This window comes from Microbacterium sp. 22296, assembly GCF_052045385.1.
Classification (GTDB): Bacteria; Actinomycetota; Actinomycetes; order Actinomycetales; family Microbacteriaceae; genus Microbacterium.
In genome coordinates, this window is the sequence record NZ_JBQEOS010000002.1 from 237339 (window position 1) to 257219 (window position 19881).

At 71.0% G+C, this 19881-nt stretch carries 16 protein-coding genes; 6 read left to right on the forward strand and 10 right to left on the reverse strand.

What is annotated here, in order from left to right:
• Positions 1 to 323 precede the first annotated feature (323 nt).
• The 3 genes from katG to ACTJJP_RS04780 all read right to left on the reverse strand — a co-directional run bounded on the left by katG (position 324) and on the right by ACTJJP_RS04780 (position 4102).
• Positions 324 to 2576 carry a catalase/peroxidase HPI gene (gene katG, locus ACTJJP_RS04770; RefSeq protein ID WP_440773878.1) on the reverse strand — a complete coding sequence of 751 codons (2253 nt, stop codon included), beginning with the start codon at positions 2574 to 2576 and terminating at the stop codon, positions 324 to 326.
• A complete protein-coding gene (locus ACTJJP_RS04775) occupies positions 2573 to 3034 on the reverse strand; it encodes a Fur family transcriptional regulator (RefSeq protein ID WP_440773879.1) in 462 nt (153 codons plus the stop codon). The genes katG and ACTJJP_RS04775 overlap by 4 nt, the downstream gene beginning before the upstream one ends.
• A gap of 72 nt (positions 3035 to 3106) precedes the next feature.
• A complete protein-coding gene (locus ACTJJP_RS04780; RefSeq protein ID WP_440773880.1) occupies positions 3107 to 4102 on the reverse strand; it encodes a stage II sporulation protein M in 996 nt (331 codons plus the stop codon).
• A 16-nt stretch (positions 4103 to 4118) separates the two neighbouring features.
• On the opposite strand from ACTJJP_RS04780, the gene ACTJJP_RS04785 reads away from it, so the two are divergent.
• Positions 4119 to 4949 (forward strand): RDD family protein, encoded by an 831-nt coding sequence (locus ACTJJP_RS04785; RefSeq protein WP_440773881.1) that lies wholly within the window; start codon positions 4119 to 4121, stop codon positions 4947 to 4949.
• 126 nt (positions 4950 to 5075) lie between these two features.
• Here ACTJJP_RS04785 and ACTJJP_RS04790 read toward each other — a convergent pair whose 3' ends face one another.
• Complete coding sequence (locus ACTJJP_RS04790) at positions 5076 to 5282, reverse strand: DUF3499 family protein (protein ID WP_055958394.1); 207 nt, start codon at positions 5280 to 5282, stop codon at positions 5076 to 5078.
• Positions 5283 to 5817: 535 nt separating this feature from the next.
• Here ACTJJP_RS04790 and ACTJJP_RS04795 point away from each other — a divergent pair.
• Positions 5818 to 6111, forward strand: a complete 294-nt coding sequence (locus ACTJJP_RS04795; RefSeq protein ID WP_440773882.1) for a hypothetical protein — start codon at positions 5818 to 5820, stop codon at positions 6109 to 6111.
• An 88-nt stretch (positions 6112 to 6199) separates the two neighbouring features.
• Here ACTJJP_RS04795 and ACTJJP_RS04800 read toward each other — a convergent pair whose 3' ends face one another.
• The gene (locus ACTJJP_RS04800) at positions 6200 to 7309 is read right to left on the reverse strand and encodes a DUF5719 family protein (protein ID WP_440773883.1); all 1110 of its coding nucleotides are present in this window, start codon (positions 7307 to 7309) and stop codon (positions 6200 to 6202) included.
• On the opposite strand from ACTJJP_RS04800, the gene ACTJJP_RS04805 reads away from it, so the two are divergent.
• On the forward strand, positions 7294 to 7560 hold the full coding sequence (locus ACTJJP_RS04805; RefSeq protein ID WP_440773884.1) for a hypothetical protein: 267 nt from the start codon (positions 7294 to 7296) through the stop codon (positions 7558 to 7560). The two genes, ACTJJP_RS04800 and ACTJJP_RS04805, sit on opposite strands and share 16 nt — an antisense overlap.
• Before the next feature lie 19 nt (positions 7561 to 7579).
• Here ACTJJP_RS04805 and ACTJJP_RS04810 read toward each other — a convergent pair whose 3' ends face one another.
• The 3 genes from ACTJJP_RS04810 to manA all read right to left on the reverse strand — a co-directional run bounded on the left by ACTJJP_RS04810 (position 7580) and on the right by manA (position 12149).
• Positions 7580 to 10426 (reverse strand): glycosyltransferase, encoded by a 2847-nt coding sequence (locus ACTJJP_RS04810; RefSeq protein WP_440773885.1) that lies wholly within the window; start codon positions 10424 to 10426, stop codon positions 7580 to 7582.
• Positions 10427 to 10520: 94 nt separating this feature from the next.
• On the reverse strand, positions 10521 to 10844 hold the full coding sequence (locus tag ACTJJP_RS04815) for a WhiB family transcriptional regulator (RefSeq protein ID WP_058232110.1): 324 nt from the start codon (positions 10842 to 10844) through the stop codon (positions 10521 to 10523).
• Between the two features lie 144 nt (positions 10845 to 10988).
• Positions 10989 to 12149 (reverse strand): mannose-6-phosphate isomerase, class I, encoded by a 1161-nt coding sequence (gene manA, locus ACTJJP_RS04820; RefSeq protein WP_440773886.1) that lies wholly within the window; start codon positions 12147 to 12149, stop codon positions 10989 to 10991.
• Between the two features lie 62 nt (positions 12150 to 12211).
• Between manA and ACTJJP_RS04825 the strand changes: the two genes are divergently transcribed.
• The 3 genes from ACTJJP_RS04825 to ACTJJP_RS04835 all read left to right on the forward strand — a co-directional run bounded on the left by ACTJJP_RS04825 (position 12212) and on the right by ACTJJP_RS04835 (position 16574).
• Entirely contained in the window at positions 12212 to 13606 is a 1395-nt protein-coding gene (locus ACTJJP_RS04825) for an O-antigen ligase family protein (protein ID WP_440773887.1), read from the forward strand.
• A 92-nt stretch (positions 13607 to 13698) separates the two neighbouring features.
• On the forward strand, positions 13699 to 15612 hold the full coding sequence (locus tag ACTJJP_RS04830) for a glycosyltransferase (RefSeq protein WP_440773888.1): 1914 nt from the start codon (positions 13699 to 13701) through the stop codon (positions 15610 to 15612).
• Positions 15609 to 16574, forward strand: a complete 966-nt coding sequence (locus ACTJJP_RS04835) for a glycosyltransferase (RefSeq protein ID WP_440773889.1) — start codon at positions 15609 to 15611, stop codon at positions 16572 to 16574. Before ACTJJP_RS04830 ends, ACTJJP_RS04835 begins: the two co-directional genes overlap by 4 nt.
• A gap of 13 nt (positions 16575 to 16587) precedes the next feature.
• Here ACTJJP_RS04835 and ACTJJP_RS04840 read toward each other — a convergent pair whose 3' ends face one another.
• Positions 16588 to 18627 carry an acyltransferase family protein gene (locus ACTJJP_RS04840; RefSeq protein ID WP_440773890.1) on the reverse strand — a complete coding sequence of 680 codons (2040 nt, stop codon included), beginning with the start codon at positions 18625 to 18627 and terminating at the stop codon, positions 16588 to 16590.
• A gap of 7 nt (positions 18628 to 18634) precedes the next feature.
• The gene (gene glf, locus ACTJJP_RS04845; RefSeq protein WP_440773891.1) at positions 18635 to 19771 is read right to left on the reverse strand and encodes a UDP-galactopyranose mutase; all 1137 of its coding nucleotides are present in this window, start codon (positions 19769 to 19771) and stop codon (positions 18635 to 18637) included.
• Positions 19772 to 19881 lie beyond the last annotated feature (110 nt).

A 19881-nucleotide genomic window follows, 5' to 3' on the forward strand; every position in this document is an offset into this window, starting at 1 on the left:
CCACAACACCGGCAACCGCGACCGGCCCCGCACCGCCCCAACCCGACGCGAGAAACGCGATCCACACGAAGAAACGCCCCATCACGTTGTTTCTCGCCGCGAGACGCGTTTCTCACGACCACAACACCGGCGACCAACGCACGCCGCACCCCGCACCCCGCACGCCGCACGCCGCACCCCGCACCCCGCACGCCGCACGCCGCACGCCGCACGCCATGATCCGCGCCACCGCCGCGCCGCACCCCGCAACGCCGAAAAGGCCCGTCCCACGTGAGGGACGGGCCTTCCGGATGCCGCGACGACCGCGCCGCGGCGGGTCGCACTCAGACCAGGTCGAACCGGTCGAGTTCGGTGACCTTGCGCCAGGCGGCGACGAAGTCGCGGACGAACTTCTCCTTCGCGTCGTCCGAGGCGTAGACCTCGGCGAGTGCGCGCAGTTCGGAGTTCGACGAGAACACCAGGTCGACGCGCGTGCCGATGCCGACCTTCTCGCCCGAGCCGTCCTTGGTGCCCTCGAAGGCGTGCTTGCCGCTGTCGAGCGGCTTCCACGTCGTGCCGAGGTCGAGGAGGTTCGCGAAGACGTCGTTCGTCAGCGCGCCGGGGGTGTCGGTGAACACACCCCAGTCGCTGCCGTCCCAGTTCGCGCCGATCGCGCGGAGGCCGCCGACCAGCACGGTCATCTCGGGAGCGGTGAGCGTGAGCAGGTTGGCCTTGTCGAGCAGCAGGAACTCGGCGGGCAGCCGCGCCTCGCGAGAGGCGTAGTTGCGGAAGCCGTCGGCGATCGGCTCGAGCCAGCGGAACGACTCGATCTCGGTCTGCTCCTGCGAGGCGTCGGTGCGGCCGGGGGTGAAAGGCACCTCCACCTCGACGCCACCGGCGAGCGCGGCCTGCTCGACACCGGCGTTGCCGGCGAGCACGAGCAGGTCGGCGATCGAGACCTTCTTCTCGCCCTGCGCGTCGAAGGCGGCCTTGACGCCCTCGAGCACCTCGAGCACGGATGCCAGCTGCTCGGGGTTGTTGACCGTCCAGCTCTTCTGCGGCTCGAGACGGATGCGCGCGCCGTTCACGCCACCGCGCTTGTCGCTCCCGCGGAACGTGGATGCCGCGGCCCACGTCGTGGTGACGAGCTGCTGAACCGTGAGGCCGCTGTCGAGGATCTGCTGCTTGAGCGCCGCGGCATCGGCCGCGTCGATCAGCGGGTGGTCGACCGCGGGCACGGGGTCCTGCCAGACGAGCACCTCGGCGGGGACCTCGGAGCCGAGGTAGCGCTCGCGCGGGCCCATGTCGCGGTGGGTCAGCTTGAACCAGGCGCGCGCGAAGGCGTCCTGGAACGCGGCGGGGTCTTCGGCGAAACGCCGCGAGATCTTCTCGTACGCAGGGTCGACGCGCAGTGCCAGGTCGCTCGTGAGCATGCGGGGCTCGCGGCGGCCGTCGGAGTGCGCCTCGGGCACCATGTCGGCTCCCCCGCCGTTCTTCGGACGCCACTGGTGGGCGCCCGCGGGGCTCTGGAAGAGCTCCCACTCGTAGGCGAAGAGGATGTGGAAGAACTCGTTGTCCCAGCGGGTGGGGTGGTAGGTCCACGTGACCTCGAGACCACTGGTGATGGTGTCGTCGCCCTTGCCGGTGCCGTGGCTGTTCTTCCAGCCCAGGCCCTGGTCGTTGATGTCGGCGGCCTCGGGGTTCACGCCCACGTGCGAATCGCTCGCCGCACCGTGGGTCTTGCCGAAGGTGTGGCCACCGGCGATGAGGGCGACGGTCTCCTCGTCGTTCATGGCCATGCGGCCGAACGTCTCGCGGATGTCGTGGGCCGACAGCTGCGGGTCGGGGTTGCCGTTGGGGCCCTCGGGGTTGACGTAGATCAGACCCATCTGGACGGCCGCGAGCGGGCGCTCGAGCTCGCGGTTGCCGGTGTACCGCTCGTCGCCGAGCCACGTGGTCTCGGGGCCCCAGTACACGTCGTCGTCGGGCTCCCAGACGTCGGTGCGGCCGCCGGCGAAGCCGAAGGTCGGGAAGCCCATGTCCTCCAGCGCGACGTTGCCGGCGAGGATCATGAGGTCGGCCCACGAGATCGACTGGCCGTACTTCTTCTTGACGGGCCAGAGCAGCCGGCGCGCCTTGTCGAGGTTGACGTTGTCGGGCCAGCTGTTCAGCGGCGCGAAGCGCTGCATGCCCGAGCCCGAACCGCCGCGACCATCGGTCACGCGGTACGTGCCGGCGCTGTGCCACGCCATGCGGATCATGAGGGGGCCGTAGTGACCGAAGTCGGCGGGCCACCAGTCCTGCGAGGTCGTCATGACGGCCTGCAGGTCCTTCTTCACGGCATCCAGGTCGAGGGCCTCGAAAGCGGCGCGGTAGTCGAAGTCGTCGTCGAGCGGGTCGCGCAGCACGTTGTTCTTCGCCAGGATCTTCACGTTCAGGGACTCGGGCCACCACACGCGGTTGGCCGACCCCTGGGTCGGGTGCGGCAGGGCGCCGGCGGGCTCGCTGTCGGCGGGGGCTTCGCCCACCGGCAGTCGGTTGTCGTCGGGGGCGGCGCCGTCGTGGAAGACGGGGCATCCGTTCAGAGTGTCGCTCATCGGGATCCTCTCGGTTTTTCGGCTTCGGACTCGGCTCGGCAGTCGGGGCACACGCCCCAGAACGTCACCTCGGCGGTTTCGATGACGAAGCCGCTCCCCTCCGGCATGTGCAGGCACGGCGCCGCGCCGACGACGCAGTCCACGTCGTCGATGCGTCCGCATCCGGTGCACACCACGTGGTGGTGGTTGTCGCCGACGCGCAGTTCGAACGTGCCGGAGTGACCGGCCGGTTCGATGCGGCGGGCGAGACCCGCGTCGGCGAAGTCGCCGAGGGCGTTGTACACGGATTGCTTACTGGTGCCGGGAAGGGTGCCGCGGATCCCGTCGTAGACGTCGTCCGCGGTGGCGTGCGGCCGGGCGCGGAGGGCCTCGAGTACGGCGATTCGCGTCGCCGTCACCCGCAGGCCCGCCCCGCGGATGAGGGCATCCGCGGGAGCGTCCGGTCGACTGTCGAGCATGCCCCGAGCCTATCCAATTTTGATTGAATCAAAAATGACACGCCGAGGAACGATCGGAATACCGGATGCCGTTCACCCGGCCGTCAGCGTCGGGGTCCCCGCTTCGTACTCCGTGACGTCACCCGTCTCACCGGCCCGCGCGGCCCGTCCACCCAGCCACAGCATGTAGGAGAGGAAGACTCCCAGCGCCGCCGCGCCGATGGCGATCTTGATCGGCCACGGCCAGTCGCGCGGAGTCACGAATCCCTCGACGACGCCCGACAGCGCGAGCGCGAAGACGAGGCCCACCGCCACCGTCGCGAGCGAGCGACCGGCAGCGGCGAGGGCCTCGCCGCGCGTGCGACGGCCGGGCGCGACCCACGCCCAGAAGATCTGCAGCCCTGCCGCTCCGGCCACGAAGATGCACATGAGTTCCAACAGGCCATGGGGAAGGATGAACTGGAAGAACACGTCGGCGCGGTCGAAGGCGATCATGATCGCGGCCGACTGGCCCACGCCCACGGCGTTCTGCATGATGACCATCACCGGCCACACCCCGGTCACCCCGAACATCACGCACTGCGCCGCGATCCAGGCGTTGTTGGTCCAGACCGTCCCCGCGAAGATCGCGTTCGGATTCTTGCGGTAGTAGTCCACGAACTGCTCGTCGGCGTAGTTCTGCAGATCGCTCTGCGCGCCGAGCGCGGCGATCGCGGCGGGATCGCCCGAGATCCACAGGGCCACCAGCGTCGACACCAGGAGGAAGAACACAGTGACCGCCAGCGTCATCCACCGCACCCGGTAGAGGGCCGCCGGCAGCTGCAGCAGGAAGAAGCGGGGCAGTTGCTTGAGCACGTTCTCGCGGACGCCGGTGAGGCGCAGACGAGTGCGCGCCAGCAGGATCGAGACGTGATCGCCCTGGGGCGTCCGCCCCGCCGACGTCTTGATGTCGGCGAGATCGGCTGAAGCGGCGCGATAGCGGGTGACGAGTTCGTCGACCTCGGAGCCGCTCAGATGCCGCGTGCGCCCGAGCTCATCGAGGCGAGCCCACTCGTCCCGACGGGCAGCCGTGAGGGCGTCGAGATCCATGTGGTCAACTGTACGCATGGCTCTGCCTCCGACCCCCGCCGCCCCGGTGACCGTGGTGCACATGAACGCGGACGAAACCCTCACCGGCGAGGCCGTCGCCCTCGACGTCCAGCCGGTCGGCTTCTTCCTGCGTGCGGTCGGAGCCGTCATCGACTTCCTCGTCGGTGCGGCCGTGCTGGTGGGCTGCGCGCTGCTCCTGCTCTGGATGATCGGAGCGGGAACCCTGCCGGAGTCGGCGACCGGCATCGGCGTCATCTCGCTGTTCGTGATCGTCATGGTGGTGCTGCCCACGACTGTCGAGACACTGTCTCGAGGGCGCAGTCTCGGCCGCCTGGCCGTGGGGGCCCGTATCGTGCGGACCGACGGCGGCGCCGCGGGTTTCCGCCAGGCCTTCATCCGCGCGTTGGTGGGGGTGCTCGAGCTGTGGTTCACCCTGGGCGCCATCGCTGCCGTCGTTGGCATCTTCACACCCCGCGCGCAACGCCTCGGCGACCTTCTCGCCGGTACCGCGAGCGAACGCACGCGCACACGTCCTCTGCCTCCCGCGGCTCCTGGAGTGCCGCCCGGTCTGGAGCCCTGGGCCGAGATCGCCGACATCACGCGCCTGCCGGATCGTCTCGCCGCGCGCATGTCGCAGTTCGTGCGCGGGGCCGATGCCCTGGAGCCGGCCGCGAGGGCCCGCGTCGCGGCATCCCTCGCCGAAGCCGTGCGCCCCTTCGTCTCGCCCCACCCCTCCGTGGATGCCGAGACGTTCGTCCGTGCGGTGTCGGCCGTGCGGCGCGACCGCGAATACCGCGCGCTCGTGCTCGAGAACTCCCGGGCCGCGGCGCTCACCGAGCAGGCGTGATCCGCGCCGGGGCCTCACCGACGGGGCGGGGCGGATTCCGCCGTTCGAGGCGGGGTTCCCACGCCCCAGACGGCGGAACGTGCCCCGCACCCCGATGACACCATCGGGGCAGCGCCCGCGCGAGGATCAGGTGCGCAGCGTCTCGTGGCGCACGACGACCCAGCCCTTGGGCACCGACAGCCTGTCGGCGTGGATCGCGCACAGGTCGTGCGCGTGGGGGTCACCGGCGGGACCCATGGGGCCGAGGGCCGCCATCTGGTCGCCGTAGTCGTAGGTGAGGGTGCTCATCGCCTCGCGGGCGCATCCCACCTTCGAGCAGAGTCTGTCGCGCATCGCGGGTCAGCCTAGCCAGCACCTCCCCCGCCGCCTCCGCGCCGCGCCGAAGCCCGGCTCACCGCGCCGGCAGCTGCCGCACGCCGAAGACGGCGTACTCACCCGGCATCCATCGGCACGCACGTCAGTCCGTCCGCTCCCGCGCCCGTCGCTCCACACGCGAGGCACAACGACGGGCCCCGTGCCCGGCACGCCGACTCCGGATGCCAGATCTCCGGCGTGACGCCACCTGCCCTGCCGTTGTGCACGACGCGCGACGCGCGACGCCCCGTCCCGCGGCATCCGCCCGCAACCGAGGCGATCCGTCTGCCTTCGAGCCGCGGACCACGGGCATCGAAGACCGCCGGACACGCCGACCGCAGTCCCCGCCCACCGGCGAACGTAGGATGGGCGCATGATGCGTCGCCGATCCCGCGAAGCGCGGCCGGTCGCCCGCCCATCGCGTCACGGGCGGCACGGGCGTGAGAACCGCAGCCCGGTGGTACGCCCCCCGCTGCCCCCGATCGACACGCGCGTCGAGAGGTTCGACATCGCGGTGAGCACGGCCGCCGAGTTCCTGCGCTCGGCCTGGACCGACCTGCGCGAGGTGTCGTTCGAGATCGGCGTCATGCCCCCCGCCTCGGCCGACGGCATCCCGCGCTGGACGGTTCTGCGGGAGCAGAAGCGCATCATCCTCTACCGCGTCCCCATCGAACGCCTGGGGCACCCGCACCAGGACGACGATCTGCACCGTCGCATGATGATCGAGGGAGCCGTGTTCCGCGCGGCCGCCGAGTACCTCGACCGCGACCCCTGGGACCTCGGGCCGGAGCGGTTCCGCTTCTTCTGAGCCGTCCTCGTGCGAGGGGATGACCGGATCCGGAGCACATCGCCGTCACCCGCGGCATCCGTGATCCGGTGTGGGCCGCCTCAGCCGATCAGGGCAGGACGGTGACCGCCGACGCCGCCGCATCGGCGGGCCAGAGCGGGTACGACGCCAGCGCCGACGCACCGGCGTACGTGACGGCGGCGTGCACGGGCGCGGTCGTCTCGAGGCGGAACACACCCGCTGCGACCGACAGCGCCGCGCTCGAACCGGCAGCGACGGTGGTCGACACGGGGTCCCCGCCCTCGACGGGGGTGAGGGTGACGCTCGCGTCGCTCGTCCCGGCCGCGAGCACGACCGCCGCCCCCGAGCCGGGGGCCACGGCGACGACGCTCGGGTCGGCGATCTCCGGGGCCGCGGCGTACCAGGCGAAGTCGGCGCCCTCTCCGAAGCCCGTCGTCGACCACGTCGCACCCACGACGGGAGCGGTGGCCGACACCTCGACCGTGTACACCCCGGCGGCGTTGCCGGTCAGGTCGACGGCGGTGGGGAGTCCGGCCGTCAGCGGGATGTCGAAGGCGGCGGGGGCGGGGGTGGCGGCATCCACCGGGACGAGGGTGACGGTGGCGGAGGCGTCTGCACCCGGCGCCAAGAGGCGCAGGACGGTTCCGGCTTGGCCCACCCCGGTCGCGATGACCCGCACCCCCGGCATCACCAGGCTCGTGTCGGCCTGCGCGGTCGGGGCCACCTGGTCGACACCGCCGGGAAGCAGCACCCGGGTCACACTCGTCTGCAGCGCCGCGTGCACGGGGGCGCCCGATGAGACCACCCGCACGACGGGGCTCTCCTCCCCCAGCAGCAGTCCCGCCAGGGGCACGATGCGACGTTCGCCGGCCGCGATGACGATGTTCTGACCGCTCGGCGGCGTCGACACGCCCTGCGAGCCGTACGCCGACAGCTGCACCGTCGCGGGCACGCTGCCGGGGTTGGCCAACTCGATGAGGTCGTTCGCGCCCGTCGTGGTCGCACCGCCCACCAGCCACGACTCCGCCAGCGGCGCGCGGCAGGCGGATGCCGCGAAGCCGACGAGATCGTCGGAGGATGCGGTGGCCGACGTCGCCGCAGCGATCGAGGTCGAGACCCCCTCGCGNGCGCAGGACGGGGGCGTCGCCGTCGGCGGCTCCCGTCGCCCCGCCGAGCGCGCTCGTGATCGCACCGGCATCGGCGGGTCCGCTCACGATGTCGGACGGGGCGGCGGCGCTGAGGCTGCCCGCAGCGTCGGCGCTGCGCCCGAGCGCCAGCAGCGGACCGTCGCAGGCCAGCACGGTGTCGCTGGGCGTCGGAGTCGTCTGCAGGCGCACCGGTTGCGCCGTGTACTGCGGCCAGGGCACCGCGATCGCGGCGACCGTGCCGACGACGGCGGCCGCGGCGATGGCCGCTCCGGCGATCAGGCGCGCGCTCGTGGCGGCGTAACGGGCGAGACGGCGCTCACTCATCGCGAACCTCTCGGAGTCGGTCCGACGATGCGCGGGGTGCGCCGTGCGATGCGGCGCGAGGCGGCGGTGGGAACCGCGAGCAGCAGCGCGATCACCAGCACGCCGAGCGAGCCCAGAGCGACGAGCCGCTGCAAGGTCGCCCGGTGGTCGTCCAGGGCCGGGCGGGGGATGATGTCGGTGTTCACGCGCCACAGGTCCCCGCGCGAGGTCGTCCCCACGGGGTCGAGCAGATCGCGCTGGTCGAGAGAAGTGGCAGCGCTCAGCCGGTCGCCGAGCACGACGTCATTCTGGGCCGACGGTGCCGATGACAGCAGGACGAAACCGATGCCCCGCTGCGCGAGCCGCGCCACGGCGTCGTCGGTCGACGGCGACACCAGGTCGGCGGCGAGGGCGGCGAGTTCGCGTTGCTGGTCATCGGCGGAGGTGCGTGTGGCCTCGACCGTGCTCTGACCGGACAGCGTGGCGCTCCCGCCCCAGACCACCTCGACGCGCAGTCCGTCGTCACGGGGGTCGAGCACGAGCGTGCCGATCGCGAGCGAGCCGCGCCCCTCCGCGGCGACGAAGGCGGGGAGGGTGGAGACGGGCCCGTTCGTCAGCACGGTGCGCGGTGCGGCGCCGTCGGCGAGCTGAGCGGTGAGCGCGGGGGCCACGGCCACCGCGAGCGCGAGCACCGCCGCGAGCGCGCCGATCGGACGAAGTGCCCGGACACGGTGGGGGATGCCGGCATCCAGGGCGACGACGGCCGCGCCGACCAGACCCACCCACGCCAGGCTCAGGCCGGAGCCGGCCCAGAGCGGCACCGCGGCGGCGGAGTCGTCGAACGACACGGCGACGCCGACGGCGGCGAAGGCGGTGGCGAGACCCGCAACCGCGATGACGATGAGCCCGGATGCCGTGATCCACCGCGCCGTGAGCACCGACAGCACGGCGAGAAGCGCGAGAGGAGCCACGAGCAGGCCCACCCACCACACGGGGTGACCGAGCAGACTCGCCCACCCGCCCGGGTCGGAGGTGGGGAACCCCGCAGCCAGCAGCGCCCGGCCGAGCGGATCGGGCGAGACCTCGGCACCCGCGAACGGCACGCCGGGGTCGGCGAGCAGACCCCAGGCGTTACCCGCTCGCACCTGGGTCCAGACGAGCGGAGCGAAGATCACCGCGGACGGGATCACGAGCCACACCACGCGGGCGATGCCGCGGCCGGCGACGAGGGCGACGACCACGAGGGCTGCGCACCACAGCACGACCGCCGCGGGCGCCAGGGACGGCGCGCAGGCGAGCACCGCGACGAGCAGGATGGATGCCGCCCCGGCCGGCGCCCAGGAGCGGTGCGCGACGCTCGCGGCGCAGAACAGCCACGGCAGCAGCAGGTGCAGCAGCACCCCCGCGGGGCGCCCCTCGACGAGCGCGGCGAGGAAGGTCGGGGCGAGCGCCCAGGCGATCGCCGCCACGATGCGCAGCAGCGACGACTCGGTGACACGCGTGGCGGCGAACCACCCGCCCAGCACCGCGAGCGGGAGCGCGAGAACCCAGAGCACGACGAACGCCCGCGACGGATCGCCGGGCGACAGGGTTCCCACCAGCGCCACGAGCGCTGCGAACGGGTCGGCGGGACCGATGGCATCCAGTCCGAGGGGGCGCTGCCCCCAGGCCGCGTCCTGCCAGAGCTGGGCGACGTTCGCCCGGAGAGGGGCGAGCGCGCCGCCACCGAGCACCGGCCACGCCAGCAGGGGGGCGAACAGCGCCACCGAGACGGCGAGCGCGCCCAGGACCACCCAGGCGCCGCCCCCGACGAAGAACTTCAATTCGCTGCGGACGGGGGCGTCGGGATCGCCCACGTCGCCCTGCCAGCGCACGCGCATCTCGGCGCGCGAGACGCGCAGCGGCGCGATCCGAGACCATCCGACGCTCCGGACCGTGCGGATGCGCCGCCGCGCCCGGGCGACGGCGGTCGGCCGCGCCATCACCAGCAGCGTCGCCCCCCACTCGGGAAGCACCCGGTGCGGAACCTTCGTCACCAGGTGCACGAAGGTCCGCCACAGGGCGAGGGGCAGGAACGACAGCCAGTGCAGGGGGACGGCCGGGGCGGGGGCGTACACGAGACGACGGTGCAGTTGCGCCGTGCGGGTCGCGAACGCGCGGCGGCGCGCGCGGCGGCGACCGCGGGCCATGGCCGCGACACCGTCACCGGCGACGGCGACGCGGGCGGTGGGGACCACGGCGACCAGGCGCGCGCCCAGTCGTGCGCGCACTCCCAGGTCGAGGCCCTCGTCGGCACCGCCGAGGGCGGGATCGAGTCCGCCGAGCGCGGTCCACGCGTCGCGCCGCACGAGGACTCCGCGGACGTCGGCGCCGAGGACGTCGGAAGCGCGGTCGCGTTGCCCCTGGTCGAGTTCGCCGGCGACGAGGTCGACGGTGGCGCCGTACCGGTTCATGCTCACGCCCAGCGAGCGGATGACGTCGCGGTCGTCCCAGTCGACGAGCTTGGGGGCGGCGACCACGAGCGGCGGGGAGAGTTCGAGGGCACCCGCGAGGCGCTCGAGCGCGTCGGGATCCGGGGCGGTGTCCTGCGCCAGGAGCCAGACCGTGTCGCCCGTCAGACGGGGGGTGGCCAGCGCCGTGGCCGCGGCGAAGGAGGTCCCGGCCGATGCCGTGATGACGCCCTCGGCTCCCGACCCGGCGGCCAGCCGAGTGAGCTCGGCGTCGGGGCCGCACAGCACGATGGTGAGGGCGTCGACGCGACGGGTCTGCGCATCGAGAGCTGCGAGAGTGCGCTGAAGATGGTTCGCCGCGGGGGTGCGTCCTTCGGGACGCACGACGAGGATGGCGTGTACACGGTCGGGCATGACGCGGATCAGCCTAAGTCCGCCTTCTCACGATCGCGGACGCCGCGCCGTCGGCCGTCGGATCGCCCCCACGCGTAGCGGGTACGCGCGCGGCTCAGGCGCGACGCTTGAGCTTGCGGCGCTCGCGCTCGCTGAGGCCGCCCCAGATGCCGAAGCGCTCGTCGTTCTGCAGGGCGTACTCGAGGCACTCGCTCTTGACGTCGCACGAGGTGCAGATGCGCTTGGCGTCGCGCGTCGATCCGCCCTTCTCGGGGAAGAAGGCCTCGGGGTCGGTCTGCGAGCAGAGCGCGTCGGTCTGCCACGCGAGGGTGTTCTCTTCGGTGGCGTCGATGTCACGGCGAACGCCGGGAACACCGAGGTCGACCGGGTCTACGAACCAGTTGTCCGGAACACCGGACCGGTACTGCGACGTCGCCATATCATCCTCCCCCTCGTTCGAGCCCCCATGACGCGGCTTGCGCGTAGAGATAATTACACCCGTGTGATTCGGATTGGTCAAGTCGCGGATGGTAAACCCTCAAGGCCGACGTGAACCTTCAGGACGCGCTCCGGCGTGTCGCGGTCACTCCCCCGGCATGGCGACGAAGACCTCACCGGCGCCATCGCTCGACACGGGCGACTCGTCGGGCGTGATCAGCGCCGCCTCGCCGGCGGCGAGGGTGATCGCTGCACCGGAGGCACCGGTCAGCGTCGACGACCCCGTCACGCCGAGGGCGATCGCCACGCCGCGCAGGTCGAGACGCGCCGGGGCGCCCTCGGCGAGGTGCCCCAGCGCGAAGTCGGCGATGCCGGGGGCGAACAGCTCGGCGTCCCCGACCGGCGTCGGGCGCAGGAAAGGCGGCTCCGCAGGACGGAAGTCGACGAGCGAGAGCAGTTCGTCCACGTCGATGTGCTTGGGCGTGAGGCCGCCGCGCAGCACGTTGTCGCTCGCCGCCATGATCTCCACGCCCAACCCCGCGACGTAGGCGTGCAGAACGCCGGCGGGGACGAAGATCGCCTCGCCGCGGCGCAGCTCCACGAGGTTCATCAGCAGCGCGACGACGATCCCGGGATCGGCCGGGTAGGCCGTGTGCAGCGAACGGGTCAGTTCCAGCTCGGCGGCGAAGGTGGCGGACTCGGCGGATGCCGCGGCATCCACGATCTGCGCGATCTGCCCCGCGTCGGCCCCGCCGAGCAGCCAGCCGAGGGTCGCGCGCAGCGCTTCGGAGGCGTCGTCCGCTGCCAGGTGCGCGCGGAGCGTCGCGACGGCGGGCGCATCACCGAGGGCGTCGACCAGGGCGCGGGTGCGCGCGATGTCGCGAAGGCCTGCGAGCGCGGTGAAGGTGTCGCTCAACGCCACGATCACCTCGGGCTTGTGATTGTCGTCCTTGTAGTTGCGCGATCCCGCGTCGCGCGGGATCCCCGCACCCTCTTCCCGGGCGAAGCCCTCGACGGCCTGCTCCTTGGAGGGGTGCACCTGGATCGACAGCGGCGCCCCGGCGGCGAGGAGCTTCAACAGGTAGGGCAGCTTCGCGGGCACGTCGAGGTCGTCCGCGACGGCGGGCAACCACGCGTCGAGCGTCCGGTCGCCGCCGTCGTGCACCACGGCGGGCGAACCCGGGTGATCGCCGAACCAGATCTCCGCCTCCGGGGCGCCGCTGGGCTCGCGTCCCTCCAGGTCGGCGATGAGCGTCGGGCTGCCCCAGGCGTAGTCGCGGGGCGTATTCGAGATCGCAACAAGCACGGGCGTCAGCATAGTGCGAGCACCGAACGCGGCCGGATGCCGACGGGTAGCCTGAACCCATCATGGCGATGTACACGAATCACCCCGTGTCGGCGCTGCCGACGGCGCCCCCGCGCGAGACGACGGGGCACCTGCTGCTGCGGGCGTGGTGCGTTCTCGTCATCCTGCTCGCCCTCGGGGGCGTGGGACTCGTCAACGCCGCCGGCGCCGTCGTGGCGGCCGTGGTCGCGGTGGCCTCCGCCGTCGTCTCCGCCGTGATCTGGGTCGTGACCCGTCCGCCGATGGCCGTCCGGCGTCTGCCCTGGCTGGCGTTCGCGTACCTGGGCTGGGCGATGGCGTCGATCGCGTGGAGCGCCTGGCCCGCGGCATCCGTCCTCACCTGGCTCCTGCTCGTCATCACGACGTTCCAGGGCCTGTTCGTGGGGGCCGTGCTCACGTGGCGCGACGTCGTGCGCGCCGTCGCCTCGGCGGCGAAGTGGGTCGTGGGGCTCTCGCTGCTCTTCGAGGTGGCGGTGTCCCTGCTCGTGCGCGGACCCCTGCTCCCCGGTTTCGTCGTGCCGTCCGAGCGCGTGGACCCGATCTTCTACTGGTCGCGCGACAACCTCTTCGACGGCGGACGCATCCAGGGCCTCTTCGGCGACGCGAATCTGCTCGCCGCGGCCATGCTCGTGGCCATCATCGTGTTCGGCGTCCGGATGGCGTCGGGAGCCCCGCGCCGCGCGTTGCTGATCCCCTGGACCCTCGTGGCCGGCTTCCTCTTCGTGCGCGCCGGTTCCGCCACCGCGTTCATCGCCGCCGGCTTCGTCGCGCTCGTCCTGGGCACCGTCCTCGTCATGCGTACCGCCCGCCGTCCCGGCGAGCGCACACGCTGGTACCTGCTCTACGCGGCGATCGGTCTGGGCTTCGGCACCGCCCTGTGGCTCGGACGCGAGGCGGTGTTCGGCGTGCTCGGCCGGGGAGCCGACCTGCTCGGACGCGAGGGCATCTGGGCGGACGTGCTGGCGCGCGCGGGTCAGCGCCCGCTCGTCGGCTGGGGATTCTCGACGCCGTGGATCCCCACGGAGCCGCTCATCGACGGCTGGATCGTCGACCACGACCAGACGGTCGTGCAGGCCCACAGCATGTGGCTCGACGCCTACCTGCAGCTCGGCGTCGTGGGCGTGGTGCTGCTCGCCCTCGTCTTCTTCGCCTACGTCTGGCGCTCGTGGTTCTTCGCCGTCGACCGTCCCCGCTGGGACCTGCGCGACGACCGTCCGTACTCGCCGCTGACGCTCCTGCCGACGCTGGTCGGCGCGCTGCTGGTCGTCCAGGGACTTACCGAGTCCGGACCACTGCTGCTGTGGGGGTGGATGTTCGTCGTGCTGTTCGGCTCCAAGATCAAACAGACCCCGATCGTCGGTCACGGCGCCGGTGAGATCAGCGCCTCGGTCGAGAACGGCCGTCCGCAGGACTCGTGAGCGTCGGCGGCCGTCCAGGGTCGCGCGGAGAGCGCCGGGTAGACTTCCCGCTGGCCGTCCGCGGCCGCTGCGCCTAGACGAAAGATCTCTTCGTGACGTACACCCTGCAGAACGCCGTCCTCCCGCTCGACCGCGATCCGGATCTTCTCCCTCTGTACGTCGACCCCGAGACGTGGTCCACGATCGACGAAGAACCGGTCCGGGTCACCAACGTCGCCCAGTTGGCGAACATCCTCGATCGCCACCGCGCCCGCATCGTCGCGGGACGCCGGGTGTCGTTCGGCACGTACTTCAACGCGTTCCCCGCGTCCTACTGGCAGCACTGGACGGCCGTGCGGCAGGTGCGCCTGACCGTGCGTACGAGCGGGGATGCCACGATCCTCGTCTACCGCTCGAACGGCGGCGGCACCAAGCAGCGCATCGAGACGCGCGAGGTACGCGGCCAGGCGACGGCCAGCTCGTTCGATCTCGTGCTCGACCAGTACAGCGACGGAGGCTGGATCTGGTTCGACGTCGCAGCCGACACCACCGACGCCATCTTCGAGGGCGCCGAATGGACCACCGAGCGGGAGCCCGTGCGGGGCGGTAAGGCCAGCATCGGCGTCACGACGTACAACAAACCCGACTACTGCGTCGAGACCCTGGCGGCCCTCGCCGACGCCCCCGACGTGCTCGATGTCGTCGACCGCGTCTTCATCATCGACCAGGGCACCGACCTCGTCGAGGCTCAGGACGCCTACCCCGCCGTCGCCGAACGACTCGGTGAGACGCTCCAGGTGATCCGCCAGCCCAACCTCGGGGGGTCGGGCGGCTTCGCCCGTGCCATGGTCGAGACCCTCGCGCGCGAGGGCAGTGATTTCGTGCAGCTCCTCGACGACGACGTGCGCATCGAACCGGAGTCCATCCGTCGGTCGGTTGTGTTCGGCCGCTACGCGTCGGTCCCGACCATCGTGGGCGCGCACATGTTCGACCTGCTCGATCGGCCCAAGCTGCACGCGTGGGCCGAGGTCGTCGACGACGCGCCGTTCATGTGGCGGGCCCTGTTCCAGGAGCGCCTCCCCCACGACTTCAGCGTCGCGAATCTGCGCCAGTCGCCGTTGCTGCACATGCGACTCGACGCCGACTACAACGGCTGGTGGATGTGTCTCATCCCCACCAGCATCCTCCGCGAGATCGGCCTGTCGTTGCCGGCCTTCATCAAGTGGGATGACGCCGAGTTCTGCGTCCGGGCGCGGGATGCCGGGTACCCCACCGTCTCCATGCCGGGCGTCGCGCTCTGGCACGTGTCGTGGATCGGCAAGGACGACTCGATCGACTGGCAGGCGTACTTCCACGCCCGCAACCGCATCGTGGCGGGCCTGTTGCATTCGCGCGCACCGATGGGCGGCACCCTGATCCGCCACAGCCGCCGCGTCGACCTGAAGCACCTCATGATGATGCAGTACTACCCGGTCGAGTTGCGCCACCGCGCGTTGCGCGACGTCCTCTCGGGCCCCGAGCACATGCGCCGCGGGCTCGCGACGGCCATGCCCGAGGCGCGCACGGTCGCCAAGAAGCATCCCGAAACGGTGGTGCACAAGGACTCGGGGGTGCCGTTGCGCTCGCGCCACGGTCGCCAGGTCTTCAAGCGGCTCAAGAAGAACGAGTTCGACAGTCCGACCGGTGTCGCGCTGCGCACCTTCACCGCGCGCACGCTCATCTCGCACTGGATCCACACCCCGAAGCCCGAGAACCTCGCCCAGCCCGAGGTCGAGTTCGGCAAGGGCGACGCGCACTGGTGGCGCGTGCCCCTCTACGACAGCGCGCTGGTGAGCGCCGCGGACGGTTCGGGCAAGAACATCTACACGCGCGATCGCGCGCAGTTCCGCCGCATGCTCGTCGACAGCTGGCGGCTGCACCGCCGTCTGCAGCGCGAGTGGCCGCGCCTGTCCCGTCAGTACCGACGCGCGTTGCCCGACCTCGTCTCCGAACAGCAGTGGCGCGCGACCTTCGAGGAGCTCTCGTGAGCACGTTCGACCCCACGACCGCGACCATCGTCGTCGTCACCTACAACCGCACGCACCTCCTCACGCGTCTGCTCGAGAGCATCGAGCGCATGTCGCCCGCCCCGGGGCGTCTCGTGATTATCGACAACGCCTCGACCGACGACACCACCGCTGTCGTGGAGTCGTTCCGCGATCGCCTGCCCACCGAGCTCGTCTACCGTCGTCTCGACACCAACACCGGTGGATCGGGCGGATTCAGCGAGGGCGTGCGGGTCGCCTACGACCTCGGCTCCGAGTGGATGTGGCTCATGGACGACGACGTGGAGGTCGTCGCAGACGGTCTTGCGCGCATGGGGAGATGGGCCCCGCGGTTCCGCAGCATCCAGGGTCGCCGCTACGACTACGACGGCAGCGAGTTCTACTGGCAGTACCGCATCGCCGAGTCGATGGCGATCCCGATCCCCTACGCGCCCGCGGCGTTCGACGACTCGGGCTTCAAGCCGATGAACTCGGGCTGCTTCGAAGGCATGTTCATCCACCGCGACATCGTGGCGAAGATCGGACTGCCCGACCCCCGCTTCTTCATCTACTGGGACGACCAGCTCTACGGCTGGCTCGCCTCACGCGAGACGCCGTCGGTCATCGTCGACGAGTTCGTGCTGCGCCGCACCCGCGAGATCAAGCAGTGGGACATGGGCATCCGCCACATGAACGCCTCGAGCGACGCGTACCGGTACTACATCATGCGCAACCGCGCGTACCTGCAGAAGTACTACCGCGCGCTCGGTGAGTACCGCGCTCTGCCCTTCACCGCGGGGACGGTCTTGACGTTCGTGAAAGAGCTCATCCGCCTCGTCGTCGTGGAGCGCAAGATCAGCGGTACCAGCCATCTGTTCCGCGGGCTCCGTGACGGACGCGCGATCTCGCGCGACGACTCGTGGAAGCCGATGCCTCCGCTGGAGCGATCCCAGCCGGTCGTCTGATCGCGAGGTTTCCTCAACCGAGCCCCGAGGGGAGCTGCTCCGCGAGCGACGGGCCGAGGGTGCGCGCGTACATCCGAGTGAGGTGGTTGTCGTCGCGGTAGACCGCGACGTTGCCGATCACGCCCACGCACAGATCGTCGGGACAGATCCACGGGGTCAGGTCGATGAGACGCACCCCGGGCCGCTCGAGGGCGGCGGCGGGATTGCTGTCGGCGAGGGAGGCCGAGCGGGGCACGGCGCAATCGAGGGGATCAGCGGCGCCGACCACGCAGCCGAACATGTCGAAAGCGAATCGCGGGTTGTCTCGCACACCCAGCACCTCGATGCCCGCGGCGCTCATCCGGTCGACGAAACGGTCGACGCCCGGGCGCACCCGCTCGTCGTCCTCGCCGGCATCGGAGCGCGTGACGACCGTCAGGACGGCATCCGGCTGCACCCGTTCGACGAGGTCGACCGCGGCCGCGCGCCAGGAGTCGCACAGCTCGTCCATACCGGGCTCGTCGAGGCCCATCGAGCACCCGCCCTTGATGAGGAAGACGACGCCCCAGCCGTTCGCCTCCGCAGAGGGGAGCAGGGCGGCCGTGATCTGCTGAGCGTGCGAGTCGCCGATGACCACCACGGTGTGACGCGCCCGTGCGGTGTGCGTGGTCTCGGAACACGTGCCGTGCAGTTCCTCGCTGCCGGTGGCCCACTCCCCGGTGCATTCGCGGTCGAGCTGGGTCCATTCGGCGTCGAGCAGCGTCGGAACCGGCAGCATCGGCGCGTCCTGCGGAACGTCCGCGAGAGCGGGCTCGCGCAGCACCGCGGCCCCGGGATTCGTGATCTGCTCGCGCGCCTCGACCGCGCGCTCCTTCATCCAGGTCGTGGTCTGCCACGCGCCGACCGGCAGCGCGACCACCGCGGCGGCCGCGGCGAGCACGGCGATCGGCACGAGGGGAGACGGATCCGCCCGGCGCCACGCCCGCACCGGTCGGTCCACGGCCCACGTCAGCGCCCGCGCGAGCATCAGCGACAGAAGGACGATCCCGAGACCACCGGCGAGCCCGACTTCGGTGCGATCGTTGACGACGAGGAACGTCACCAGGATCGGCCAATGCACCAGGTAGAGCGCGTAGGCGTCGCGGCCCACGGCGCGCAGGGGACGGGATGCCAGCAGGCGCGCCGGTCCGTGACGGCTCTCCCCCGTGCCGGAAGCGACGATGGCGACCGCGCACAGCACCGGCCAGAGGGCGAGGAAACCGGGGAACCCCCCACGGACGTCGAGGATCATGCCCAAGACGAGGAGTCCCGCCATCCCCGCCCAGCCGACGACGGCTCGGGCGGTCGGGCCCAGACGGAGGTGGGGAAGAACCACCACGAGCAAGGAGCCGGCGGCGAATTCCCACAGGCGCGCTCCGGTGTCGAAGTACGCCACCTGCTGCGCGGACGCTGTCCGCGCGACCGAATAGGCGAACGACAGGGTGAATACCGCTCCGAACACCGAGCCGACGACTCGGTCCGGTGAGAACCCCCACCGCCGGACAACGACCTGGCACAGCCCCAGCAGCGCGATCCACAGCACGAACGCCTGGCCCTGCACCGACATCGACCAGAAGTGCTGGAGCGGACTCGTCGCCTGCGTTCGCGCGTAGTAATCCACGGCATCCGCCGCCAGCAGCCAGTTCTGCGTGTACGTGAGCGAAGCCCAGGTCTGCTCCCACACGGCGCGCCAGGAGGTCTCGGGGTAGACCGCCCATACCACGACCAGGATGCCGACGAGGGTCACGGCCGCCGCCGGGAGCAGCCGGCGGAAGACCCCGAGCAGGTGCGGAACGGGGCGGATGGGCGTCGGTCCCGGCATCCTCCGGACGAATCCGCGGGTCAGGAAGAACGCCGACAGCATCAGGAAGACGTCGACGCCGCCCGACACCCGGCCGAACCACACGTGGTACGAGACGACCAGCAGGATGGCGACGGCGCGCAGCCCGTCGATGTCGGGCCGGTACGCCCAGCGCCCCTCGTCCGCCTGATCAGCGCTCGCCGACAGGGTGTGGGACCCGAGGGTCAGATGCACGAGGGCATCACGCGAGCTGGTTGTTCCACATCGAGAGCGCCGCACCGATCGCCATGTGCATGTCGAGGTACTGGTAGGTGCCCAGGCGCCCGCCGAAGTGCACGTCGCGCTCGCCCTTGGCGAGCTCGCGGTACGCGAGCAGGCCGGTGCGGTCGTCGGCGGTGTTCACCGGGTAATACGGCTCGTCGGCGCGCGTGGCGAACCGCGAGTACTCGCGGACGACGACGGTCTTGTCGGTCGGATAGCGATCGGCACGCTCGGGGTGGAAATGCTTGAACTCGTGGATGCGCGTGTACGGCACCTCGGCATCCGCGTAGTTCATGACGCTCGTGCCCTGGAAGTCGCCGATCGGCAGCACCTCCTGCTCGAAGTCGAGCGTGCGCCACGACAGCTCGCCCTCGGCGTAGTCGAAGTACCGGTCGACCGGGCCGGTGTACACCACGGGCACCTGACCGACGGTGGACTTCTTGTTCAGCGGCTGCGACTCGTCGAAGTAGTCGGTCGACAGCTTCACCTCGATGTTCGGGTGATCCGCCATCCGCTCCAGCCACGCGGTGTACCCGTCGACGGGCAGGCCCTCCCACGTGTCATTGAAGTAGCGGTTGTCGTAGGTGTAGCGCACGGGCAGACGGGAGATGACCTCGGCGGGCAGGTCTTTCGGGTCTGTCTGCCACTGCTTCGCGGTGTAGTCGCGGATGAACGCCTCGTACAGCGGGCGTCCGATGAGGGCGATGCCCTTCTCCTCGAGGTTCGCGGCATCCTTCGCGTCGAACTCCCCCGCCAGCTTCTGCACGAGCGCCCGCGCCTGGTCGGGCGTGTACGCCGCCTGGAAGAACTGGTTGATCGTGCCGAGGTTGATCGGAAGGGGGAACACGACGTTCTTGTGCGTCGTGTAGACGCGGTGCACGTAGTTCGTGAACTGCGTGAAGCGGTTGACGTACTCCCACACGGTCGGGTTGGAGGTGTGGAAGAGGTGAGCACCGTACTGGTGCACCTCGATGCCGGTCTCGGGCTCGTCCGCCGAGTAGGCGTTTCCACCGATGTGGTGACGGCGGTCGATGACGGTCACCTTGCGGCCGGCGGCGGCCGCGCGCTCCGCGATGGTGAGGCCGAAGAAGCCCGAACCGACGATGAGGAGATCCATAGAGCGCACACGACTTTCACGTCAAGAACAGGGAGCACCCTACGGGCACAGCGCTCAATAGTACCCGCGGCACCTGCGAGCACCGGGGCGGCGCTCAGCGGCCGCGCAGT